At 35.9% G+C, this 18903-nt stretch carries 17 protein-coding genes; 8 read left to right on the plus strand and 9 right to left on the minus strand.

Features of this window, described 5'->3' with window-relative positions; genetic code table 11:
• Positions 1 to 88: 88 nt before the first annotated feature.
• Both G8Y85_RS00720 and G8Y85_RS00725 read left to right on the plus strand, forming a co-directional pair.
• A complete protein-coding gene (locus tag G8Y85_RS00720) occupies positions 89 to 289 on the plus strand; it encodes a VraH family peptide resistance protein (RefSeq protein ID WP_037567265.1) in 201 nt (66 codons plus the stop codon).
• Between the two features lie 209 nt (positions 290 to 498).
• Complete coding sequence (locus G8Y85_RS00725) at positions 499 to 711, plus strand: hypothetical protein (RefSeq protein ID WP_103345146.1); 213 nt, start codon at positions 499 to 501, stop codon at positions 709 to 711.
• Positions 712 to 860: 149 nt separating this feature from the next.
• Here the strand turns inward: G8Y85_RS00725 and G8Y85_RS00730 are convergent, their stop codons facing one another.
• Both G8Y85_RS00730 and G8Y85_RS00735 read right to left on the minus strand, forming a co-directional pair.
• The gene (locus G8Y85_RS00730; protein WP_107370899.1) at positions 861 to 2006 is read right to left on the minus strand and encodes a dicarboxylate/amino acid:cation symporter; all 1146 of its coding nucleotides are present in this window, start codon (positions 2004 to 2006) and stop codon (positions 861 to 863) included.
• Between the two features lie 226 nt (positions 2007 to 2232).
• Positions 2233 to 3357, minus strand: a complete 1125-nt coding sequence (locus G8Y85_RS00735) for a hypothetical protein (RefSeq protein WP_165805278.1) — start codon at positions 3355 to 3357, stop codon at positions 2233 to 2235.
• 218 nt (positions 3358 to 3575) lie between these two features.
• Here G8Y85_RS00735 and G8Y85_RS00740 point away from each other — a divergent pair, with 218 nt between their 5' ends.
• Positions 3576 to 5570: a catalase gene (locus G8Y85_RS00740; protein WP_107401098.1), complete on the plus strand. Its 1995-nt coding sequence runs from the start codon at positions 3576 to 3578 to the stop codon at positions 5568 to 5570.
• Between the two features lie 21 nt (positions 5571 to 5591).
• Positions 5592 to 6464, plus strand: coding sequence for an SDR family oxidoreductase (locus G8Y85_RS00745; RefSeq protein WP_370672140.1), 873 nt, complete (start codon positions 5592 to 5594; stop codon positions 6462 to 6464).
• Between the two features lie 183 nt (positions 6465 to 6647).
• On the opposite strand, the gene G8Y85_RS00750 is transcribed toward G8Y85_RS00745, so the two are convergent.
• From G8Y85_RS00750 to G8Y85_RS00770, 5 genes are all read right to left on the minus strand, one after another.
• Positions 6648 to 8474, minus strand: coding sequence for a YSIRK-type signal peptide-containing protein (locus G8Y85_RS00750; RefSeq protein ID WP_165805279.1), 1827 nt, complete (start codon positions 8472 to 8474; stop codon positions 6648 to 6650).
• A 247-nt stretch (positions 8475 to 8721) separates the two neighbouring features.
• On the minus strand, positions 8722 to 9936 hold the full coding sequence (locus G8Y85_RS00755) for a Bcr/CflA family efflux MFS transporter (RefSeq protein ID WP_165805280.1): 1215 nt from the start codon (positions 9934 to 9936) through the stop codon (positions 8722 to 8724).
• A gap of 60 nt (positions 9937 to 9996) precedes the next feature.
• Positions 9997 to 10614 carry a cyclase family protein gene (locus G8Y85_RS00760; protein ID WP_165805281.1) on the minus strand — a complete coding sequence of 206 codons (618 nt, stop codon included), beginning with the start codon at positions 10612 to 10614 and terminating at the stop codon, positions 9997 to 9999.
• 89 nt (positions 10615 to 10703) lie between these two features.
• Positions 10704 to 11606 carry an alpha/beta fold hydrolase gene (locus G8Y85_RS00765; protein WP_103345152.1) on the minus strand — a complete coding sequence of 301 codons (903 nt, stop codon included), beginning with the start codon at positions 11604 to 11606 and terminating at the stop codon, positions 10704 to 10706.
• Between the two features lie 114 nt (positions 11607 to 11720).
• A complete protein-coding gene (locus G8Y85_RS00770; protein WP_165805282.1) occupies positions 11721 to 13139 on the minus strand; it encodes a phosphate--AMP phosphotransferase in 1419 nt (472 codons plus the stop codon).
• 418 nt (positions 13140 to 13557) lie between these two features.
• Here G8Y85_RS00770 and G8Y85_RS00775 point away from each other — a divergent pair, with 418 nt between their 5' ends.
• The 3 genes from G8Y85_RS00775 to G8Y85_RS00785 all read left to right on the plus strand — a co-directional run bounded on the left by G8Y85_RS00775 (position 13558) and on the right by G8Y85_RS00785 (position 16599).
• Positions 13558 to 14232 (plus strand): transglycosylase family protein, encoded by a 675-nt coding sequence (locus G8Y85_RS00775; RefSeq protein WP_060551805.1) that lies wholly within the window; start codon positions 13558 to 13560, stop codon positions 14230 to 14232.
• A 784-nt stretch (positions 14233 to 15016) separates the two neighbouring features.
• Positions 15017 to 15871 carry a CHAP domain-containing protein gene (locus G8Y85_RS00780; RefSeq protein ID WP_165805283.1) on the plus strand — a complete coding sequence of 285 codons (855 nt, stop codon included), beginning with the start codon at positions 15017 to 15019 and terminating at the stop codon, positions 15869 to 15871.
• 179 nt (positions 15872 to 16050) lie between these two features.
• Positions 16051 to 16599 (plus strand): M23 family metallopeptidase, encoded by a 549-nt coding sequence (locus G8Y85_RS00785; protein WP_241954752.1) that lies wholly within the window; start codon positions 16051 to 16053, stop codon positions 16597 to 16599.
• Positions 16600 to 16646: 47 nt separating this feature from the next.
• Here the strand turns inward: G8Y85_RS00785 and G8Y85_RS00790 are convergent, their stop codons facing one another.
• Positions 16647 to 17360, minus strand: coding sequence for a GTP pyrophosphokinase (locus G8Y85_RS00790; RefSeq protein WP_060551808.1), 714 nt, complete (start codon positions 17358 to 17360; stop codon positions 16647 to 16649).
• Between the two features lie 104 nt (positions 17361 to 17464).
• Positions 17465 to 18085 carry a nitroreductase family protein gene (locus G8Y85_RS00795; protein WP_107401087.1) on the minus strand — a complete coding sequence of 207 codons (621 nt, stop codon included), beginning with the start codon at positions 18083 to 18085 and terminating at the stop codon, positions 17465 to 17467.
• Between the two features lie 135 nt (positions 18086 to 18220).
• Between G8Y85_RS00795 and G8Y85_RS00800 the strand changes: the two genes are divergently transcribed.
• Complete coding sequence (locus tag G8Y85_RS00800) at positions 18221 to 18658, plus strand: MarR family winged helix-turn-helix transcriptional regulator (RefSeq protein WP_165805304.1); 438 nt, start codon at positions 18221 to 18223, stop codon at positions 18656 to 18658.
• Positions 18659 to 18903: the final 245 nt, after the last annotated feature.

Consider the following 18903-nt stretch of genomic DNA (forward strand, 5'->3'; position numbering starts at 1 on the left):
ACTCCTCTATACGAGAAACGTTGTATCAATCATGTTATAATATAGATAACAATTTTAACGAATCATAATTTATATAAGGAGTAATATCATGTCAATTAAACAATTTTTTGAAGGAATGATTAATCGTCAATGGACGTTAAAAGAGGTCGTTTTAATATTAGTATATACCATTGTCATCAGCATGATTGTGACACCTCTCATCGGAATCCCGGCAGGTATAGGTGTATTTTATTATTTCAATATTTCCGAAGAGGAAAAACAAGCGATGCGTAATCGCTCACGTTACTAGTACGGGGACATTATGAAACGCTTGTGGCTTCGATTCAAACAATTACCGTTTACCGCCTTGGATGTATTGATGATACCGACAATGATTATTTTCCCAGTTCAACTTTTTGGAACTTTGATAGGTCTTCTGATCACATGTAGCACAATGGTGTTGTATATCACATTGAGAATAACTTGTAATTCATCAGACTGATTTAGGAGGGCATCGTCATGTCTCTAAATGAACTTTTAAAAAAATTTATGGATTATCGTTGGTCACTTACAGATGTTATTTTCCTTATGTTTTTCCCATCATTATTCTCTATCCTATTTGGACCTTTCATTGGTATTCCAGCGGGTCTCGCATTTTTTATCTTCTTATTTATGGTTAATGAGACTGACGAAAGTGAGGAAGATGATCTTGATGAACATCGTCAGAAGTAACTCACACCATAAATGTCATAACTGATCATTTTCTTCATTCGACACAACATCATTTCATTTTAAATACAAAAAGCCTTCAACGTCATTTTAACTGATCGTTGAAGGCTATTTTTGTATTAAAACGTATTAAAAAACGCTATTTTTCATTATCATTTATTTTTATATCCTAAGCGGTCAACGATAGCTGAAATGGCACCATCACCTGTCACGTTTGTAGCTGTTCCAAAACTATCTTGTGCCATATAAAGCGCAATCATTAAACCAATGGCCGCTTCATTAAACCCTAGAATAGAACCTAAGATACCGCTTGCTGCCATAACTGATCCACCAGGAACACCCGGTGCTGCAATCATGATCACACCAAGCATGAGTATAAATCCTAACATTGTAGGAATGCTCACAAGCGATAAACTTGGCAACACAATCATCGCCGCAACTGAACAACTCACGAGCGTAATCGTTGAACCTGATAAGTGAATCGTCGCAAGCAACGGTATACTAAAATCTGCAAGTGCTGGTGTTACTTTATTAGCTTTCGTTTGTTTAAGCGTTACCGGTATTGTCGCCGCACTACTCATCGTACCCACTGCTGTAAAATATGCTGGTAGCATTGTTTTCAACATGCTAAACGGATTACGTTTGTTAATCACACCGGCAATTGTATAAAGGACACATAACCATACCCAATGTAATACAATCGCAATAACAAGGACCAGACCGAATACTTTTAAAATACTCACAACAGTCCCTTGAGCGGTCATTTCTGCAAAAATTGTTGCGATATATAAAGGTAAAAACGGTATAATAACCTTTTCAATCAATACTTCAACAATTCGTTGTCCTTCATCAATCACTTTAATGATTGTTGAGGCATTCACCGCATGTGCAATAATACCAAACGCAAATGCTGTAATTAATGCAGTTAACACGCCCATTAAAGGATCAAACTCGAATGTAAAAAATGGTTTAATTTCTGGCGGCTCACCTGGAATCTTCCCATTAGATGCAATCATTGGCATAAAGTTATATGCTACAGTTAATGCAAGCAATCCCGCTATAATTGTAGACGTGTATGCGACACCAACTGTCATCCCTACAAGTCGCCCTGACCCCTTTCCTAATGATGTGATTCCCGCTGCAATAAAGAAAAAGATGATTAACGGAATCATATAGTTAATAAATTGTCCAAAGACCCCTTTTACCGTAACAAGTATTCGGTTTAAAATGTCGATATCGAGTAATCCAATGACAATCCCCAAAATAATCCCTGCTAAAAGTTTACCTACTAACTTCATGAATGTAGAACCTCCCTTGTTTACAAAACCCCTAAATGCAATATGTATCATAAGATGATGCAAGATAAGTGCTTTCTACTATTTTGCTACATAAAGATAATAAAGGCAACATAATTTCAGGATACTTTTTATAAAAATTTCAAAATACTTTTCTACCATAACAAAATAAAACCCTAGTATTATCAAGCAACTTTTAATTGCTTTACTAGGATTTTGTACACTCATTTTATTTTCTTGTTTTCAATAGTTTTTCTCGTATCATTTGAAATGCATGCCAGTCGTCATCGGTATATAATGCAATTTCAAATTGCGCGAGTTGTTGTTGGACGTACATCTTAATTTCATGAGGCATATAACTTAAAACGCCTGGATAATAGCGCTCATAAAAATCTAAGTGGATATGGTCAACCCATGCCTCCGCTTCTTTTGGTATGTCTTTTACGAGATAAGTTGCAAATGCTCGACCTCGATGCTTTAAAACATACAATGCTAGAAAATCTAACTTCATATTTTCTCCCCAAGATATGTGTGTAGGTGTTAACGCGGTGTTATCAATGGGTAATCCTAACCGTTTACGGTCATTTTCAATCATAACAAGTAGGTGTTGTTGTGTAACCACTTCAGGTTGAGAAGCTTTAACGGTTTGAATCGCTGTATTCAACTCCTCACCCCATTGCCGACATGCAATCTGAGTATGCCCTACGGCAGTTAAACCTAGCGTATGAGGTAGATTCACCATTCCTGCGATGGCTTGTTCCGCTTCAATTTTCGTCATATTTGCCGTAATTGGATTCAATTGTAACCCTGTAATCATATAACGCGTATTAAAGTAATCTTTATATAAAATCGCACCAATGGCATAATAATCTGATGTGATTAATGGAAAATGTGTTTCCATGACGTTTGTTTTCACAATACGACTATGCCATCGATCAAACATCTCATACATATGTATCGATTCTGCACCAAAATCTAATGAAACTTGATTCGTATCTCCAGGCGTTAAAGTTAATGCAGATAAGTTGGCTACATCTCCACTAAAATTAAGTGTCTTCACATCATTACTTATCATTTTATTCAAATTCCAAAAACGTATTCCCGTGCTACAAATCACCTTTGCATTGGTTCGCTTTTCTATTTCTGCTTTCGTCACTGTTGATACTTTAAATGCTATTTCAATCTCATCATAATATTGTCCACATAACGCCCCTAGCGCTTCAGCGACAAGATCATTTCTAACATCAATGGGATCCGTCAGTTCAAAACGAATGTCCCCCATATGATCGTCATCATAATAATGTGCTTGAATAAACCCTTGTTGATTGATAACATCATCAAACGTAATTTTCATGATACACACGTCTCCTTATTCTTTCCCCATACTCATTTTAACGTATAAATGTAAATTTTGTATGAACACCAAAAACCCACGCAATTTTGTTGTCCAATAGTGAAAGGTCACATCAATCTTTATTTACAAGTCATTGGCTTTCAGTGTTTGACTATTCCGTTTCAATGGTAAACACAAAATGTAATATCTTAATTTCTATAGAAAGGAGTGCAGCTGAGATAATGAACAAAAAAGATCAAAATTTAGAATCATTTCGCAAAAATAATGACGGTAAAGCAATGACGACAAATCAAGGTTTAAAAGTGTCAGAGGATGAAAATACATTACGTGCTGGTGAGCGCGGACCAAGTTTACTTGAAGATTTTCATTTCAGAGAAAAAATGACCCATTTTGACCATGAACGCATTCCAGAACGTATTGTACATGCTCGAGGTTATGGTGCACACGGTGAATTCGAAGTGTATGAGGATTTATCAGCATACACGTACGCAGATTTCTTAACACAACCCTCAAAGAAAACGCCTGTATTCGTTAGATTCTCAACGGTACAAGGTTCAAAAGGTTCAGCTGACTCTGTTCGAGACGTCAGAGGCTTTGCGACAAAATTTTATACAGATCAGGGTGTATTTGACTTGGTAGGCAACAATATCCCTGTATTTTTCATTCAAGATGCGATGAAATTTCCAGATTTAGTGCACGCTGTAAAACCTGAACCCCATCACGAAATGCCACAGGGCGGTTCTGCACATGACACTTTTTGGGATTTCTTTGCACAAAATCCAGAATCAACGCATACAACTATGTGGGTCATGAGTGATCGTGGTATTCCTAAAAACTTTCGTCAAATGGAAGGATTCGGTGTGCATACATTCCGTTTAATTAATAAAAATGGAGAGGCACATTTTGTGAAATTTCATTGGAAGCCTAAACAAGGTTTAGAGTCTATGGTTTGGGATGAGGCTCAAATTGTCGCAGGTAAAAATACAGATTTTCATCGTCAAGACTTATATGAGGCAATCGATAAAGGCGATTACCCAGTATGGGAACTAGGGCTTCAAATTATTCCCGAAAGTGACGAATTCCAGTTTGATTTTGATATATTAGACCCTACTAAAATTTGGCCAGAGGACGAAGTACCAGTGAAAATCGTCGGTAAAATGACGTTAAACCGTAATGTTGATAATGTTTTTGCCGAAACAGAACAAGTGGCATTTCATCCAGGACATATCGTACCAGGTTTAGATTTTACAAATGATCCACTGCTACAAGGCCGTTTATTTTCTTATACAGATACACAAATTTCTAGACTTGGTGGTCCTAACTTCCATCAAATTCCTATCAATAGACCTGTGAGTCCAGTACACAACAACCAACGTGATGGCATGCATCAAATGCACATTCATCAAGGTCAAGTCGCGTATCATAAAAATGCGCTTAATGCGAATAACCCACATACAACAGCACCTGAAGATGGTGGTTTCGAGCATTATCAAGAAAAAATTGATGCCTATAAAATTCAAAAGCGTAGCGAAAGTTTTAAAGATTATTATACACAAGCCCGTTTGTATTTAAATAGTTTATCTGAACCAGAATTCGATCATACAGTATCAGGATTCTCATTCGAGCTCGGTAAATGTGTAGACGTAAATGTTAAACAAAATGCGGTTAATCAACTTAATAAAGTCTCACGCATACTTGCTGAGCGTGTAGCTGAAAATATTGGTGTCTCAGTTCCTGAAACGAACGAAGAAGTACAACTAGAAAAAGCTGATAGTCAGCTTACGATGGATAAATTTGACCGTCCTTTAAGAGGTCATGCGGTGGGTATCGTTGTTGATGGAGAAGTTTCAAATGACATTTTAAAATCTTATGCCAAAACGATGGTTAATCATCAACTCAACTATGCATTTATTTCAGATAAACCACGCAATATTGAAGAAGATTTTGGAATTACCGAAACTTTTGATACTGTACATCCAACATTATTCGACAGTTTAATCATCCTTTCAAATAACACAACGATTTTTGATAAAACAGAAGAATTTGCAGAATTAACGTATCAACATTTTAAACCGCTTGTGCTTTCAGAAAATGCGGCAACTGCATTAGCTAACAGTCGCGTAGATTCGTCGCAACCTGGCGTCATCACATCTAATGATCCTGAAGCAATTGTACAAGCATTTACTAAACCAAGATATTGGGATCGACAATGAAGACAATTTTAACTGAGGTGAATTGAATTGGATTTTAAAAAATTACATGATGAAATTAAAGGCTATACTCAAGATACACAACCCGGTTCAGAAAAAGATATGCATCCGAAACCAGTATGTGAATTAGACAGCTATAAAGCAGCTGGGAAGCTTAAAGGTAAAGTCGCATTAATTACTGGTGGTGATTCGGGCATTGGACGTGCAGTTGCCATTTTATTTGCGAAAGAAGGCGCGGATGTAGCTATCGGCTATTTAAATGAGCATATTGATGCTGAAGAGACTGTGAAGCGTTTAGAAGAAATTGGTGTAAAAGCCAAAGCGTATGCACATGATTTGCGTCATGTCGATGAGTCTAAGGTATTAATTGACAAAGTTGTTTCAGATTTCGGTGGCTTAAACATACTTGTGAACAACGGTGGCGTACAATTCCCACAAGATGACTTTTTAGATGTCACACCGGAACAAATTAAAGCGACATTTGAAACAAATATTTATGGCATGATGTATTTAACACAAGCCGCACTGCCTCATCTTTCAGAAGGAGACAAAATCATTAATTCAACGAGTGTGACAGCTTATCGAGGTTCAGCACATTTAATTGATTATTCATCTACGAAAGGTGCAATCGTCTCATTTACACGTTCACTCGCGACATCATTAATGGAAAAAGGCATTTACGTCAATGCTGTAGCACCTGGTCCAATTTATACACCACTTATTCCGGCTACTTTTGATGCAGATAAAGTGGAAAATCAAGGAAGCGATACGCCTATGGCACGTCGCGGACAACCAGCTGAACTCGCACCATCGTATGTTTTTCTTGCGTCCACTGATAGCTCTTATATGACAGGTCAAACATTACACTTAAATGGTGGCGATTTCTTAACATCTTAATTTATTTCATAACAAAGCCTTCAAGGTACATTTACAAAAATGGACTTTGAAGGCTTTAAATTAATGTAAAAGTTCTAAGACAATATTGAATGACGATGCTTATTATCAGTCCGCTGTCGTGCAATACAGCATGACCATCACTCGTTTAACGCCACTCTATAACATAAAAAAAATAATACTTATCTACTTCATTAAATTCAAGTGCTTACGTCGTTTGAACGTGCGATACAGTAATGCCACACCTAACACGATACTTCCTAAACTCATCACTAATGATTCATTCATGTTACCTGTTTCAGGTAATTTTTTCCAACGTGCACCATGTGCTTTGCTGTCATTGCTCGTGTTGTTCTCAACATGCGCGTGTTTGAAATATTTCCCTTCAGATGCGCCCGCTTTGTTCGACATCGGTAATCCTTTGTCAGCCAGCACACCTTGAATGCCCTTTTCATCTTGTTCAAGCATCATTATATGATTTAACACTATTCCATGTTCAATGCCACCAGACGACGCATCATCTATATTCATCCATTGTTCCTTAGGTGTAGCAGCTTCATCTGTTGTATTCGTTATAGATGTTTCACTTACTCTTTCATCATCTAATAATGGAATCAAGATTAACGCTTGTGCATCATCGACACCCATATCATTTTGTAACGCCTCTTCTGAAACAGGAACGGAAATCTTCTCATGATTCAAAGGCGCTACCGACGTGGGTGCTTCGATCACTTCGGTATCTAATGCAATTGTTGAAGGTGGAGTTGCCACTTCTGTAGTTTCTTGTGACATAACAGCGTCGGATGCATTATCTTCCTTAGATTCGATTGTTTCAGGCGCAGTCTCAACCAATTTAGAAGTTTCTGATTCTTCTCTTATTTGATCTTCTTGTGGCACAGGTACGGTGACCGGTGTTGTTTGCGCCTCTTGTGAGATATCCTCTTTTTGTAGAGGTGTTGTCAAAGATTCACTTAATTCAGGTGCTGATGGCACTATTTCATCGACTTTCTCAATTTCAGAAGGGACCGTTTCTACAACCGATGTTGATTCCTCTTCTTTAAGTACTGATACTTCAGGTGTTGATTCTGTATTCACTGGTTGAGAAGATGCTATTGCTGGACTTGGTGCTTCTACTACGTGCACATAAGCCACTTCTGAACGATTATTGGCAGTATCATTTTCATACACCTGAACGACATCACCTACTTTTAATTTCATCTGCGTTTCATACGGCACACCCATCATCCATGTTCCATTTTTTCCAACTTTTGTCCACATCATTTGACCGTCAGGAAACCATGCGACAATTCTATTTCGATATTGGTCACCTGTTCCTGTAATGATATTTTTTCCTATTTCTAAATACGATACACCTGGAGGATTCGGAGGTAACGTATCAATCACATGTGTCGAGTAAGTTCCCGATTGTTGCCCTGCACTGTTAACCGCATAGGCAGTAATCGTATCATTCATGTTTAAAGGCATAGGTACTGTTATAGACCACATCCCATCAGCGGTCGCTGCCGTTTCCAATTTTTGCCCCTCATTAACACGAGCAACGACTGTCACATTAGGTTGAGCTGTCCCATTAATATGATGGTTCCCTGCTTGTTGTATATGCACAGTGGGAGTTTGAAGTACATCTGCTTCAAATGTATCAGGTTGCGCTGAACGTAAAGATGTCATTTGTCTTTCAATTGGAGACGTAAAATGATATTCAGCTGTTTTCTGATCAGCTGGTATTGGATTGATTAAATGTGTAAGTGTTATGACATTATCCTTTAAGCCATCATGTGTTTCAGTTTGATAATTTATAGTGTTTTCAGAAGGATTCTCACCTTCTTTTTGAAAAGATGTTGGTGACGCATTGAAAGTTTCAGCAGCTTGGAGATCTTCAGAAACATTTAAATAAAATAATGTCCCAAATACGACCGATGCGAGACCGATGTTTAATTTACGAATCGAAAATCGTTGCGCTTTGTGTTTAAAGTTGTACGTGGCTTGACGTTTCAAATTGTTTCATTCCTTTATGTTTAGTTCAATATAATACAGATGTTTATATAGTATCAGAATACGTATACATATCAAAGTAAATTTTGTTGTTTCATCTATATTTTTATAGTGTATTTACGCACAATGTTTCAATCTCTTATCGGACAATGAAATGCACACGACATTAAATCTCTTGTAGGATTAACATAAAAAAGCCTTCAAATTAAGGTTTCCCATAAATTTGAAGACTTCAAATCACATGCTTTATTTAATGAATGTGATGTTTTAATCGATGAAATGTAAAATGACCAAGCCCTAATAATAATATCGTTGTGACGCCTAACACGATACAATACGGAATCACACTTTCTGGTCCTTGAATACCTATCAATGGCGCAATCGAACTACCTAATATAAATTGAACTAAACCTAATAGGCTGGAAGCACTGCCACTTCCCCCAGTTCTCATTTGCATCGCTAAACTAAATGCAATTGGTCCAATCGCTGTAACAGGTGTCACTGTAATGAATAAACTTACTACTAAATAAGCGACTGGCAAATGAAAAGCGCACACGATAATCGTAAGGATCGCGCCAACAACTTGAATCATAATAAATAACGTAAGTACTCGAAGTTGTGGCATAAAACGTAGACAGACATTAGAAACTTGACTTGAAAGGATTAATCCAATTCCAACTAACACCATCAAAAGACTAAACGATTGTGGCGTCATGCCATATACATTTTGAGTAATAAATGGTGCACCTGCACCATAACTGAAAATCATTATATATGTGACGCCTTGCAATAACATGGGTAATACAAATGATGGTGTTCTAATCAATTGTATAAAATCTTTAAAGACTACTGAAAGTTTCTTTGCCTTCGTTTGACTGTGTTGAATGGTTTTCATATGTGGGTGAACCATCACAGATAGCAATAAAATCGCCCCTATGCCAGCTAATGCGAAAAAGATATAACGCCAAGTTCCAAATGATAACAATAATGCATTGGCTAAAGGAGCTAAAATTGAAATCAAACCATTAACAACCATAAGTGCCGTAAAGAAGCGACTGAGATACGCACCTTTAAAAGTTTCTCCAGCAATTGCACGTGCGATAACAATCGCACCACCACTTGCAAGCCCTTGTACAAACCTTAATGAGAGTAAGGCATAAACAGAATGACTGATTGCAATACATAATGAGGCTGCGATCAGCACGCATAAAATCATCATCGCTAATGTACGTCGTGATATGCGATCTGCCATAATTCCAAACATAAATTGTCCTATCGCGATCCCAATCATCGCTATAGATAATGTCAACTGTGTCTCTGATGTCGATGTCATTAAATCTTTTTGAACTAAAGGTAATGCTGGGCTATACATATCTGATAAAAGGGGTCCAAATGCAGTCATTGTACCTAATAAAATGATGAACAATAACGGCATGGTGGTGTATTTCTTTTCAATATTTTCCATACTCATTGTGCCTCTATTCTTTATCAAAATCGTTCCTATTGTATCACAATCTTAATTTTATCATGATATCGGTTGAATTACTGCACGAATATATGATGCATCCGCACCACTTATTTTTAACGGCAACCCAATAAATTGATAAATACCCGCCTTAACATGGGCCAAGTATAAGTTTTCTATATTATACATTTCATGATGTGCAATACGATGATGATTTTCAAGCGTTTCCGAGTCAATAGGATCCACCGATGGTACATCCACACCAATGACTTCGATACCTATAGAAGCAAGGTAGTCAATCGCTGCAATACTGAGTACAGGTATTTCTTCTGGAAAAACTGATGGATGACTTTCGCGCTGTGTCTGAATTAAAATAATGGTTCCTTCAATGGGACAACTTTTAAGATAGTCTACTTCAATGACAGGTATATCTAATAAAGTTACTACTGTCGCTTTGCCAATAAATCGTTCTACTGGTAATGCATCTATCGTCAATCCATCATCATCAAAGTGTTTAGGTGCATCGACATGTGTTGCAATATGTGTACTTCCAACAATTTCACCGATATTCACAGAATGTGTTTGTGCTTTTGTCGCAAAATAATTGAATTGAAACGGTGTATCTCCTGGCCACTCGGCCCAATCTTTGGAGAGTGCGTGCGTGATATCAATCCACATTTTAAAACTCCTTATTTATAAGTTTAAAGTTAAAGGAGCAGAATAAAAAATCATTGAGATTCATATCCTACTCCTTATTCATCGTACTTTCATGACAATTCATTGGTCGTTGTTTGTGATAGATTTAACCATGCATTAATATTATGTTCAATACTTCCAATATTGCCACCATTTCCTTTATCTAATACACGTAAAAAGTCTAAGTGACCAACTTCTGGATAGATGATGGATTTGACTTCTGCATGCCGTGATTCGAATTTCTCGACAGTGACAGCCGAATCTTTGTTTGGGAAGATGACATCATCTTCTCCTAATAAAAACAACACTTTAGGCATATGTTTAATTTTATCAATATCCTCTAAATAATCTGCTTTCAGCGTATACATTAAATCCGTAATCATCGCATCAACAGGTGCTAAGTATTCCGTAAAATTGAATTTATCCGAATGCTTTTTCGAAACACCTTGATCCAATATAAATTCCGGGATACTCTTAATCATTCCATCTTGGTGATCAGGCTTAATGTCTTTAAAAACTTCATAAAAAAGCTTGGAAATGCGTAATTCTTTATAATCAATTTTCGCAGCACTATTTAAATAAATGAGATGCGTGATAGGAAGTGTATTATATCCGGCGATTTTAGTCGCAATTAGCCCACCCATCGAATAACCAATCATAGCCATACGTTTGATGTTACTGTGCGCAAGTTCTTGTTCTAACGCTTCATTAATACGCGTAGCATAATCTTCTAAATTATGATCCATTCTCGAAAGCGACGTACTTTTTCCACGACCAGGACAATTGATAAATATTAACTTGGCATGATGAAGATATTTCGCAAATACTGTCATGATTTTGTAGTTCATTATGGCACCGTGAAGTAACACAATAACATTTTCAGAATCATTATCTCCTATTGTGACCATTTCTAATACGTCTCCATCATGATGAGATAACTTAACAGTATATGGCTCGTAGTGATTAAATAACATGAATGCTCCTCAGTCTCTTTTCTAACTTTTCATTTACACAAACATGTATGAAAATTATTTAACTATTATTATAGTAGAAATTCGTCAAAATTGCATAAGTCATAAGCCCTAAATTTAATAATATTTAACGCCCCATAATCTTTCTTCACATTTTTGTATAATATATTTTAGCACTTCGATACGCGCAGATTTTTTATGATCAGCTGGTACAATCAGCCAAGGTGCATGCGGGTGTTGTGTCTTTTCTATCATATCATGACTGGCTTCTAAATATAGATCCCATTTTTTACGATTCCTCCAATCTTCATCGGTAATTTTCCATTGTTTATTAATATTTTGTTCTCTATCTTTAAATCGTTTGAGTTGTTCATCTTTATCTAAAGTAAGAAAAAATTTCAACACAATAGCTCCGTCGTTGACCCACATTTGTTCAAATGCATTAATTTCATCGTAGGCTCGAGACCATTCATCGTACGTAGCAAAACCTTCAACACGTTCTACGAGGACGCGGCCGTACCAGCTACGATCAAAAATTTCAATATGACCACTCTTAGGCATATCTTTCGCAAAACGCCATAAGTAATGATGATTTAATTCAACATCAGTAGGTGCACTAATTGCATTCACTTCATAGCCAGTTGGATCAAGATATTCTCTGACACGTTTAATATTGCCGCCTTTACCTGCAGCATCCATGCCTTCATAAACTAAAATGAGCGGAATTTTACGTTCATATAAGGCGAATTGTAACTCTTTAAGTCGTAATTGTAATGATAGTAGTAATGCGTCATAATCACTTTTACGTGTTTTTTCAATTTGAACATTAAAAATGTCTGTAGAAAATGGTTCACTAAAGGCACCATTTATTTTCTTTTTACGATTGTGATATCGGTGAATGGCTTTTTCCAGTCGCGCTATCAAATGTTCATACATATGTTGTATTGCGTGTGTTCTATTTGTATAGTCAATCACTTCCCATTCATCATTGAGTATATGTTGAAATTCTTGACGATACACATCTGAAGGGATTACATTTTCATATTCTTGTGCTTTCCAATTTGTTAAAGGATTATCTTTCATTTCATTAATATGTTCTTGACGCTTTTCTTCATTAATTTGAATATAAAATTTAATAATTTCATGCGCATCGTTTTGAAGCATTGATTCAAATGCGCGGATTTCAGCTTTTAATTTATCATAATGTTTAAATGTACTTTTCTTTATCCCATGGATCTTATAATCAATAAAATGTGCGTACCAACTTCTAAAATAAATATTAATATCTCCTTTAGAAGGGAGTGTATTCCAATAATTTTGTAAGAATTGATAACGCAAATCATGTTCAGAAGGTGTTTTAGTGGCGATAAAATGTGTGTACTTCGCATCTAATGTTAATAGTAACTCATTGGTTAAGCGTGTTTTGCCAGAAGCGGGCACACCCTCAAACACAACCATTACGGGTATTCCAAGCGCATGGCTTTCACGTGTTAATACTGCGGCTTTAAGTTGTAGTGCTTCAATTTTCTTGTCCATATCTCTTCACCTCGGTTAGTCTATTATACGTGTTTTAAAAGATAGCAATCAACATTCTAAAAGGTAAATACCACTTTTTTGTTATTTTTTACTGTTAGCGTCATCAAACACCTGACATCTAAATTACAATTCTATGATTTTCTGTAATATTTGTAATATAACGGTATATTTTCTTTATTTTCAGAATACGGTTGTAATTCATGCTGTTGACCTTTTGAGTTTATCTTAATGAAATAGATATAAACATCTCACATCACAATCACATTACAGAACATCATTTTGAAATACTCTCGTAATGTTTTGTTATCAACTCGTAATTTACATCAATCCAGATGCCTGTTAGAGTGTGATTGTTGAAATTTTTAGTTAAGCAGACTTTTTGAAAATGAAAAAAATTTTATTTGGAGGACTTTCAATTATGAAAAAAACATTATTAGCATCATCTTTAGCAGTAGCAATCGGTGCGACAGGTGTCGCTGCGCATACAACAGACGCTCACGCAAGTGAAGTATCTCAATCTTCAATTGATAAAGCAGCTTTAGCGCATAAAGCTTTAAATAACGATCCATCATTAAATCAATCACCTATCCAAGCAGGTGCTTACGATTACAAATTCACTTACAAAGGTACTAACTTCCACTTCTGGTCAGATGGTACGTACTTCGGTTGGTCATACAATGGTTATGGTCAAGCAGCTGTAGCTCAAACTCAAGACGTTTCAGCTCAAGCTTCTACTCAAGCTGAAACTAACAATGCAGCAGCAGTTCAATCTAACCAACAAGCTTCTACTCAAGCACCAGCTGCAACACAAGCACCAAAAACATCAACTACATCTACAAGTGGTTCAGGTGTAAACTCACACTTACAATTAATCAAACAACGTGAATCTGGTGGTGACTACTCAGCAATTAACCCATCATCAGGTGCTGCAGGTGCTTACCAATTCTTACCATCAACATGGAACGCTGTAGCACAACAAGTTGACCCTTCATACGTAGGTGTTAACCCAGCTCAAGCTCCAGCTGCAGTTCAAGATAAATTCGCGCAACACTTATATAACACTGGTGGCGCTGGTCACTGGGTAACAGCATAATTTAATGCTTTCTTTAAAGAGTCCTTCATAGGGCTCTTTTTTATATCTATTCCTTTATTTTTCATTCAGTTCGAAATTTAATAACGCTATATATGCTACGATAGCCATTTTAAATCGTACATGTGCCTGAACGTTGTGAATTAAGTATCTCATCTATATTTAAAATTAAAGCACTATCATTCATTATTTACTGTGCTGCGGTACTACGTAAATAAAATGGATGCCCCCTTTTTCTTAATTGCGATATGATCACTTTATCGCATTCTTATTTTGCATATATCATAAATTTATACATTCAATAAATTTACAGTGCCACTCTTGTTGTCACCTTCATCATTAGAATCTATCTACATATTTTAAAAATAACTTTTCATCTTTTGTACCGCTTTTCTTCTATTATATATGTGTAATTTTTTATTTACGTTTACTTCTATTCATTAAGCACATTTTCAATCTAGCATTATTCGATAAATAATTTAATCATTAAATAAAGTTCTCAATATTTTAATAAATTATCTCTTCCTATCATGCTCCTAATCAGAAAGAAAAAAGCGTAATATTTCACATTGATATTTTAAAAATCGCCTACCCAAGCTTTATAATTTTTTGTTTCCAAATAACTATTAATGAGTCAAATTGTTATCTTTTATTTCAGTTTTGTTACAGTACGACTTAAAATTGTTTACAACGCTTTACTTCTTAATAATATGTGCTATGATTCTAGAGGATTGCATGAAGCACATAGAAAACGATATTAAAATTTAGATAGGGAGACTTTTTTACAATGAAAAAATTAACTACTGCTACAATCGCTACGTTCGGCTTGGTTACTTTAGGAGTTGCTGCACAAGATGATGCTCAAGCTGCTGAGCAACACACATCTTCATATGCATATTCAACTTATTATTCTCAAGAGACTAACGACTATATTACAGTAGATCAATATGGTAACAAACACCATACTTTAGATGGTAACTGGGATCCATCTGCACAATACACTTACTACACATTTGACGCTAACGGTGTGTATGATTTCTATTATTACAACTATAACGGAAGCTATAACTATAGCTATTCTTCACAATATTATACAACAGCAACACCTGCTGCGAGATATAACTATGAAAACAATTCATACAATTATAACTACTCAGCACCAAACTATAATTACAATTATAGCTATAACTATAATGCACAAAGCACTGTTCAAGCACCTGCTGCTTCAACTACAAGCTACAACACAACAACAACTGTTGCGCCAGCACCTTCTAACTCAGGTTACTCAAGCACACCAGTTCGTTTCACATCTCGTGGTGGTGCTAATCTTTACACTGCTGGTCAATGTACGTACTACGTATATAACCGTGTAGGTGGCGGTATCGGTAACACTTGGGGTAATGCGAATAACTGGGCAAGCGCTGCACGTGCTGCTGGTTACACAGTAAACAATACACCAAGAGCAGGCGCTATCATGCAAACATCAGTTGGTCCTTACGGTCACGTTGCATACGTTGAAAGCGTAGGCAAAAATGGTTCTGTAACAGTTTCTGAAATGAACTACGGTCACGGCGCTGGTGTTGTAACATCACGTACCTTATCAGCTAGTCAAGCTGCTTCACAAAACTTCATCTACAGATAAGATAATCCAAAACACGTTACTTTCATAAGTAGCGTGTTTTTTTATCTTTACTTGTCACCTCATCCCTCTTTCCTATTTGCTTCGATGCCTTCTTATGAGCAACTTATTGGCACGACACCATATGATTGGGTACACTCATTTCAATACTTCTAAAAAGGAACATCTCAATGAAGAAGATAATGAGAATAGTTTTAAGTGCGCTCATCGTTACGACAATCACTTTATTAGTAATCATTTATCACTCACGTGTACAACAATTTATCCAAGATATCCAAAATAATATGTCATTCACACATATTTTACATCAAGACCGTGAAACTCACGGGTTTGGAACATATGCCAATGGTTTAAAGTTTAATGGAGACAACCGTCATTATGGTATTGATTATCATTTGCCTGAAAATACCGATATTCTGGCTGCTACAGACGGCACAGTGACCCGAACATTTAAAAATCAGTTTGGTGGAAATGTACTTGAAATTCAAGAATCCAATAAGCGATATTATCAATGGTATATGCACTTAAATACGTTTAAGGTGAAACCAGGAGATGTGGTAAAAGCTCAGGATGTTATTGCACAATCGGGTAATACTGGTAAACAAACGACAGGTCCTCATCTACATTTTCAACGTATGAAAGATGGCATCGGCAATCGTTATGCTGAAAATCCAGCTGCTTTCATTGAATCATTGCCACATGGACAACGAAGTTTATACCGTTTAAAATAAAAAAAGTGCCGTTAACATCACATCGTGTGATTTTACGGCACATTTTTTTAATGCTCATTAAGTTGATCTTGTTGGATATTTAAATGGATTCGTTCCATTTTGCGTTCTACGTCCCCTATTTCAAGCGCACATTCTCTTAAAGTTTGACGATACATGTCTCTATCACTATTGGTTGATTTATAATGTAATTGATGTTCTAAACTCGCCCACATATCCATACCAATCGTTCTTAGCTGTATTTCTACAGGCGCTTCAATCGTGCCATCTGTTAAAAATACTGGAACGGACACGACAATATGCAAACTTTTATAGCCATTTGCTTTAGGATACTGAATATAATCTTTTCGTTTTAACAGCTTTATGTCTGCTTGTTGCAATAATAGTTGCTCAACGTTATAAATATCATTCATGTAATTACATACAACACGAATCCCTGCAATATCCATAATATGTGATTGTGCGGATTGGGCCGAAATTTCAAACCCTTTTCGCTTCAACTTTTGTAATAAGCTCGGTATTTTTTTCACACGTCTTTCCATATGATGAATCGGATTATGTGCATTTTTCAACTGAAAATCTTGATCTAAAATATGAAGTTTTGTACTAATTTCTTCTAATGCCGCCCCATAAATATGTTCTAACTTAATAAATTGTACAACTTGTTCGATATTATCCTCAGAATGTATCGCTTTTTGTGTATACGTTGCAACTTCACTTTTTAAATTTTCAATATTAATGGGTATTTTTTTCTCTACAAACATACAGTCACCCCGTACTTTATCTCTTTCATTACTAATGTACTACTTTAGCAACAAATTTGATAGTTGTAAGGGGTGCTTTTAATATTAAGATTATTTTTTATGTTTTAGCGAAATGACAATACATCCTCTACCGGTAGACGTACGGATTCACGCCCTTCCACAGCTGCTTTACCCACTGCAATGATCATCACAGGCATATAGCGTTCTGAATCGAGTCCTAGCGCTTCTGCAATAACATCTTTTTCAAAGCCGCCAATCGGATTTGTATCATAACCATAATATCGTGCAATGAGCATAAATTGCATCGCTGCCAAACTACTGTCGATTTTAACAATATCATTCATACCTTGGCGATCTAAGCTTTCATATAGCTCAACAAATTTCGCAACTTGAACATCTTTAACTTCTTGTGGCATGAACCCTTTTTCAACCGCATCATCATATATTTTATCAGCATATTCATAGTTCTTCATATCTCCAAAAATAACAACCATAGCTGCAGATGTATCATTTTGACGCGTGTTAAACTGCACTAACGGACGTAGTATATCTTTTCCTTCAGGTGTATCAACTACGACAAAACGCCAAGGTTGCATATTTACAGATGATGGTGCTTTCGTAGTAAGTGTGATCATTTCTTCCATTTCTTCTCGCGGAATTTTTACATTCTGATCAAATTGTTTAACCGAACGTCGACTTTCTAATACGGATTTAAAATCTTTCATATAACAACATCCCTCTCTCACCATAATAAATATTATTTTGATTAAATTAAGTTCAATTCAATTATATGTAACCGTTCTGCGTCTATCAAGAAAAAAGTGTTATACTATTATAAAGAGATCAAGGGGGCCAATATGATGACATTAGAACATGATGACTTAAAAAATGAACTATGTTTTTTATTTTATGTTGCTTCTAAAGAAGTCATTAAGAAGTACGCGACACACTTAAAGTCATACGATTTGACGTATACGTCATACATTACTTTAAAAGCGATACAGCCTAATGAAGTTGTAAATATTAAAACATTAGGCAATCGTATTTATTTAAATTCAGGTACACTCACACCATTAATAAAAAAGCTTGACCAAAAAGGATTCGTTCAAAAACTTCGTAATGAAGAAGATGAACGAAACCTGAATATTTCTTTGACCAATAAAGGCATTGAAGTGCGCGACTATTTATTTAAAGTCACGAATGAAGTATACAAAGAATTAAATGTCGAAGGTGACGACATGGAACAATTAGTTCAAGTATTAGAGCGTTTCATTAAAAATAATTTCAATCAAGATTAAAATCATCATATATACAGCGTTTGGAATAACACCTTCCTATCAATTTAAAAGCCTTCAAAGTACATAATTAAATGCACTTTGAAGGCGATTGATATGTATTGAAGATTTAACAATTTGATACAAGATGAAGGGATTCCTACATCTATTTAATGGCATAGATCGCTAAATCGTTAAAAACAAGCCTTTAAAAATTTCAATAGTAATTGAGAGTAATATGCTTCTCAATTGTTCATTCCCATAAAAAA

It is taken from the genome of Staphylococcus sp. 11007852 (assembly GCF_011394325.1).
In the GTDB taxonomy this organism is placed as follows: Bacteria; Bacillota; Bacilli; order Staphylococcales; family Staphylococcaceae; genus Staphylococcus; species Staphylococcus agnetis.

Excerpts from the sequence above, each read along its gene's own strand:
- G8Y85_RS00730 (WP_107370899.1), bottom strand. The coding sequence starts at position 2,006 with ATGAAGTTAGTAGGTAAACTTTTAGCAGGGATTATTTTGGGGATTGTC.
- G8Y85_RS00780 (WP_165805283.1), top strand. The coding sequence starts at position 15,017 with ATGAAAAAATTAACTACTGCTACAATCGCTACGTTCGGCTTGGTTACT.
- G8Y85_RS00800 (WP_165805304.1), top strand. The coding sequence starts at position 18,221 with ATGACATTAGAACATGATGACTTAAAAAATGAACTATGTTTTTTATTT.
- G8Y85_RS00775 (WP_060551805.1), top strand. The coding sequence starts at position 13,558 with ATGAAAAAAACATTATTAGCATCATCTTTAGCAGTAGCAATCGGTGCG.
- G8Y85_RS00765 (WP_103345152.1), bottom strand. The coding sequence starts at position 11,606 with ATGTTATTTAATCACTACGAGCCATATACTGTTAAGTTATCTCATCAT.
- G8Y85_RS00785 (WP_241954752.1), top strand. The coding sequence starts at position 16,051 with ATGAGAATAGTTTTAAGTGCGCTCATCGTTACGACAATCACTTTATTA.
- G8Y85_RS00735 (WP_165805278.1), bottom strand. The coding sequence starts at position 3,357 with ATGAAAATTACGTTTGATGATGTTATCAATCAACAAGGGTTTATTCAA.
- G8Y85_RS00725 (WP_103345146.1), top strand. The coding sequence starts at position 499 with ATGTCTCTAAATGAACTTTTAAAAAAATTTATGGATTATCGTTGGTCA.
- G8Y85_RS00770 (WP_165805282.1), bottom strand. The coding sequence starts at position 13,139 with ATGGACAAGAAAATTGAAGCACTACAACTTAAAGCCGCAGTATTAACA.
- G8Y85_RS00755 (WP_165805280.1), bottom strand. The coding sequence starts at position 9,936 with ATGGAAAATATTGAAAAGAAATACACCACCATGCCGTTATTGTTCATC.
- G8Y85_RS00720 (WP_037567265.1), top strand. The coding sequence starts at position 89 with ATGTCAATTAAACAATTTTTTGAAGGAATGATTAATCGTCAATGGACG.
- G8Y85_RS00795 (WP_107401087.1), bottom strand. The coding sequence starts at position 18,085 with ATGAAAGATTTTAAATCCGTATTAGAAAGTCGACGTTCGGTTAAACAA.
- G8Y85_RS00790 (WP_060551808.1), bottom strand. The coding sequence starts at position 17,360 with ATGTTTGTAGAGAAAAAAATACCCATTAATATTGAAAATTTAAAAAGT.
- G8Y85_RS00760 (WP_165805281.1), bottom strand. The coding sequence starts at position 10,614 with ATGTGGATTGATATCACGCACGCACTCTCCAAAGATTGGGCCGAGTGG.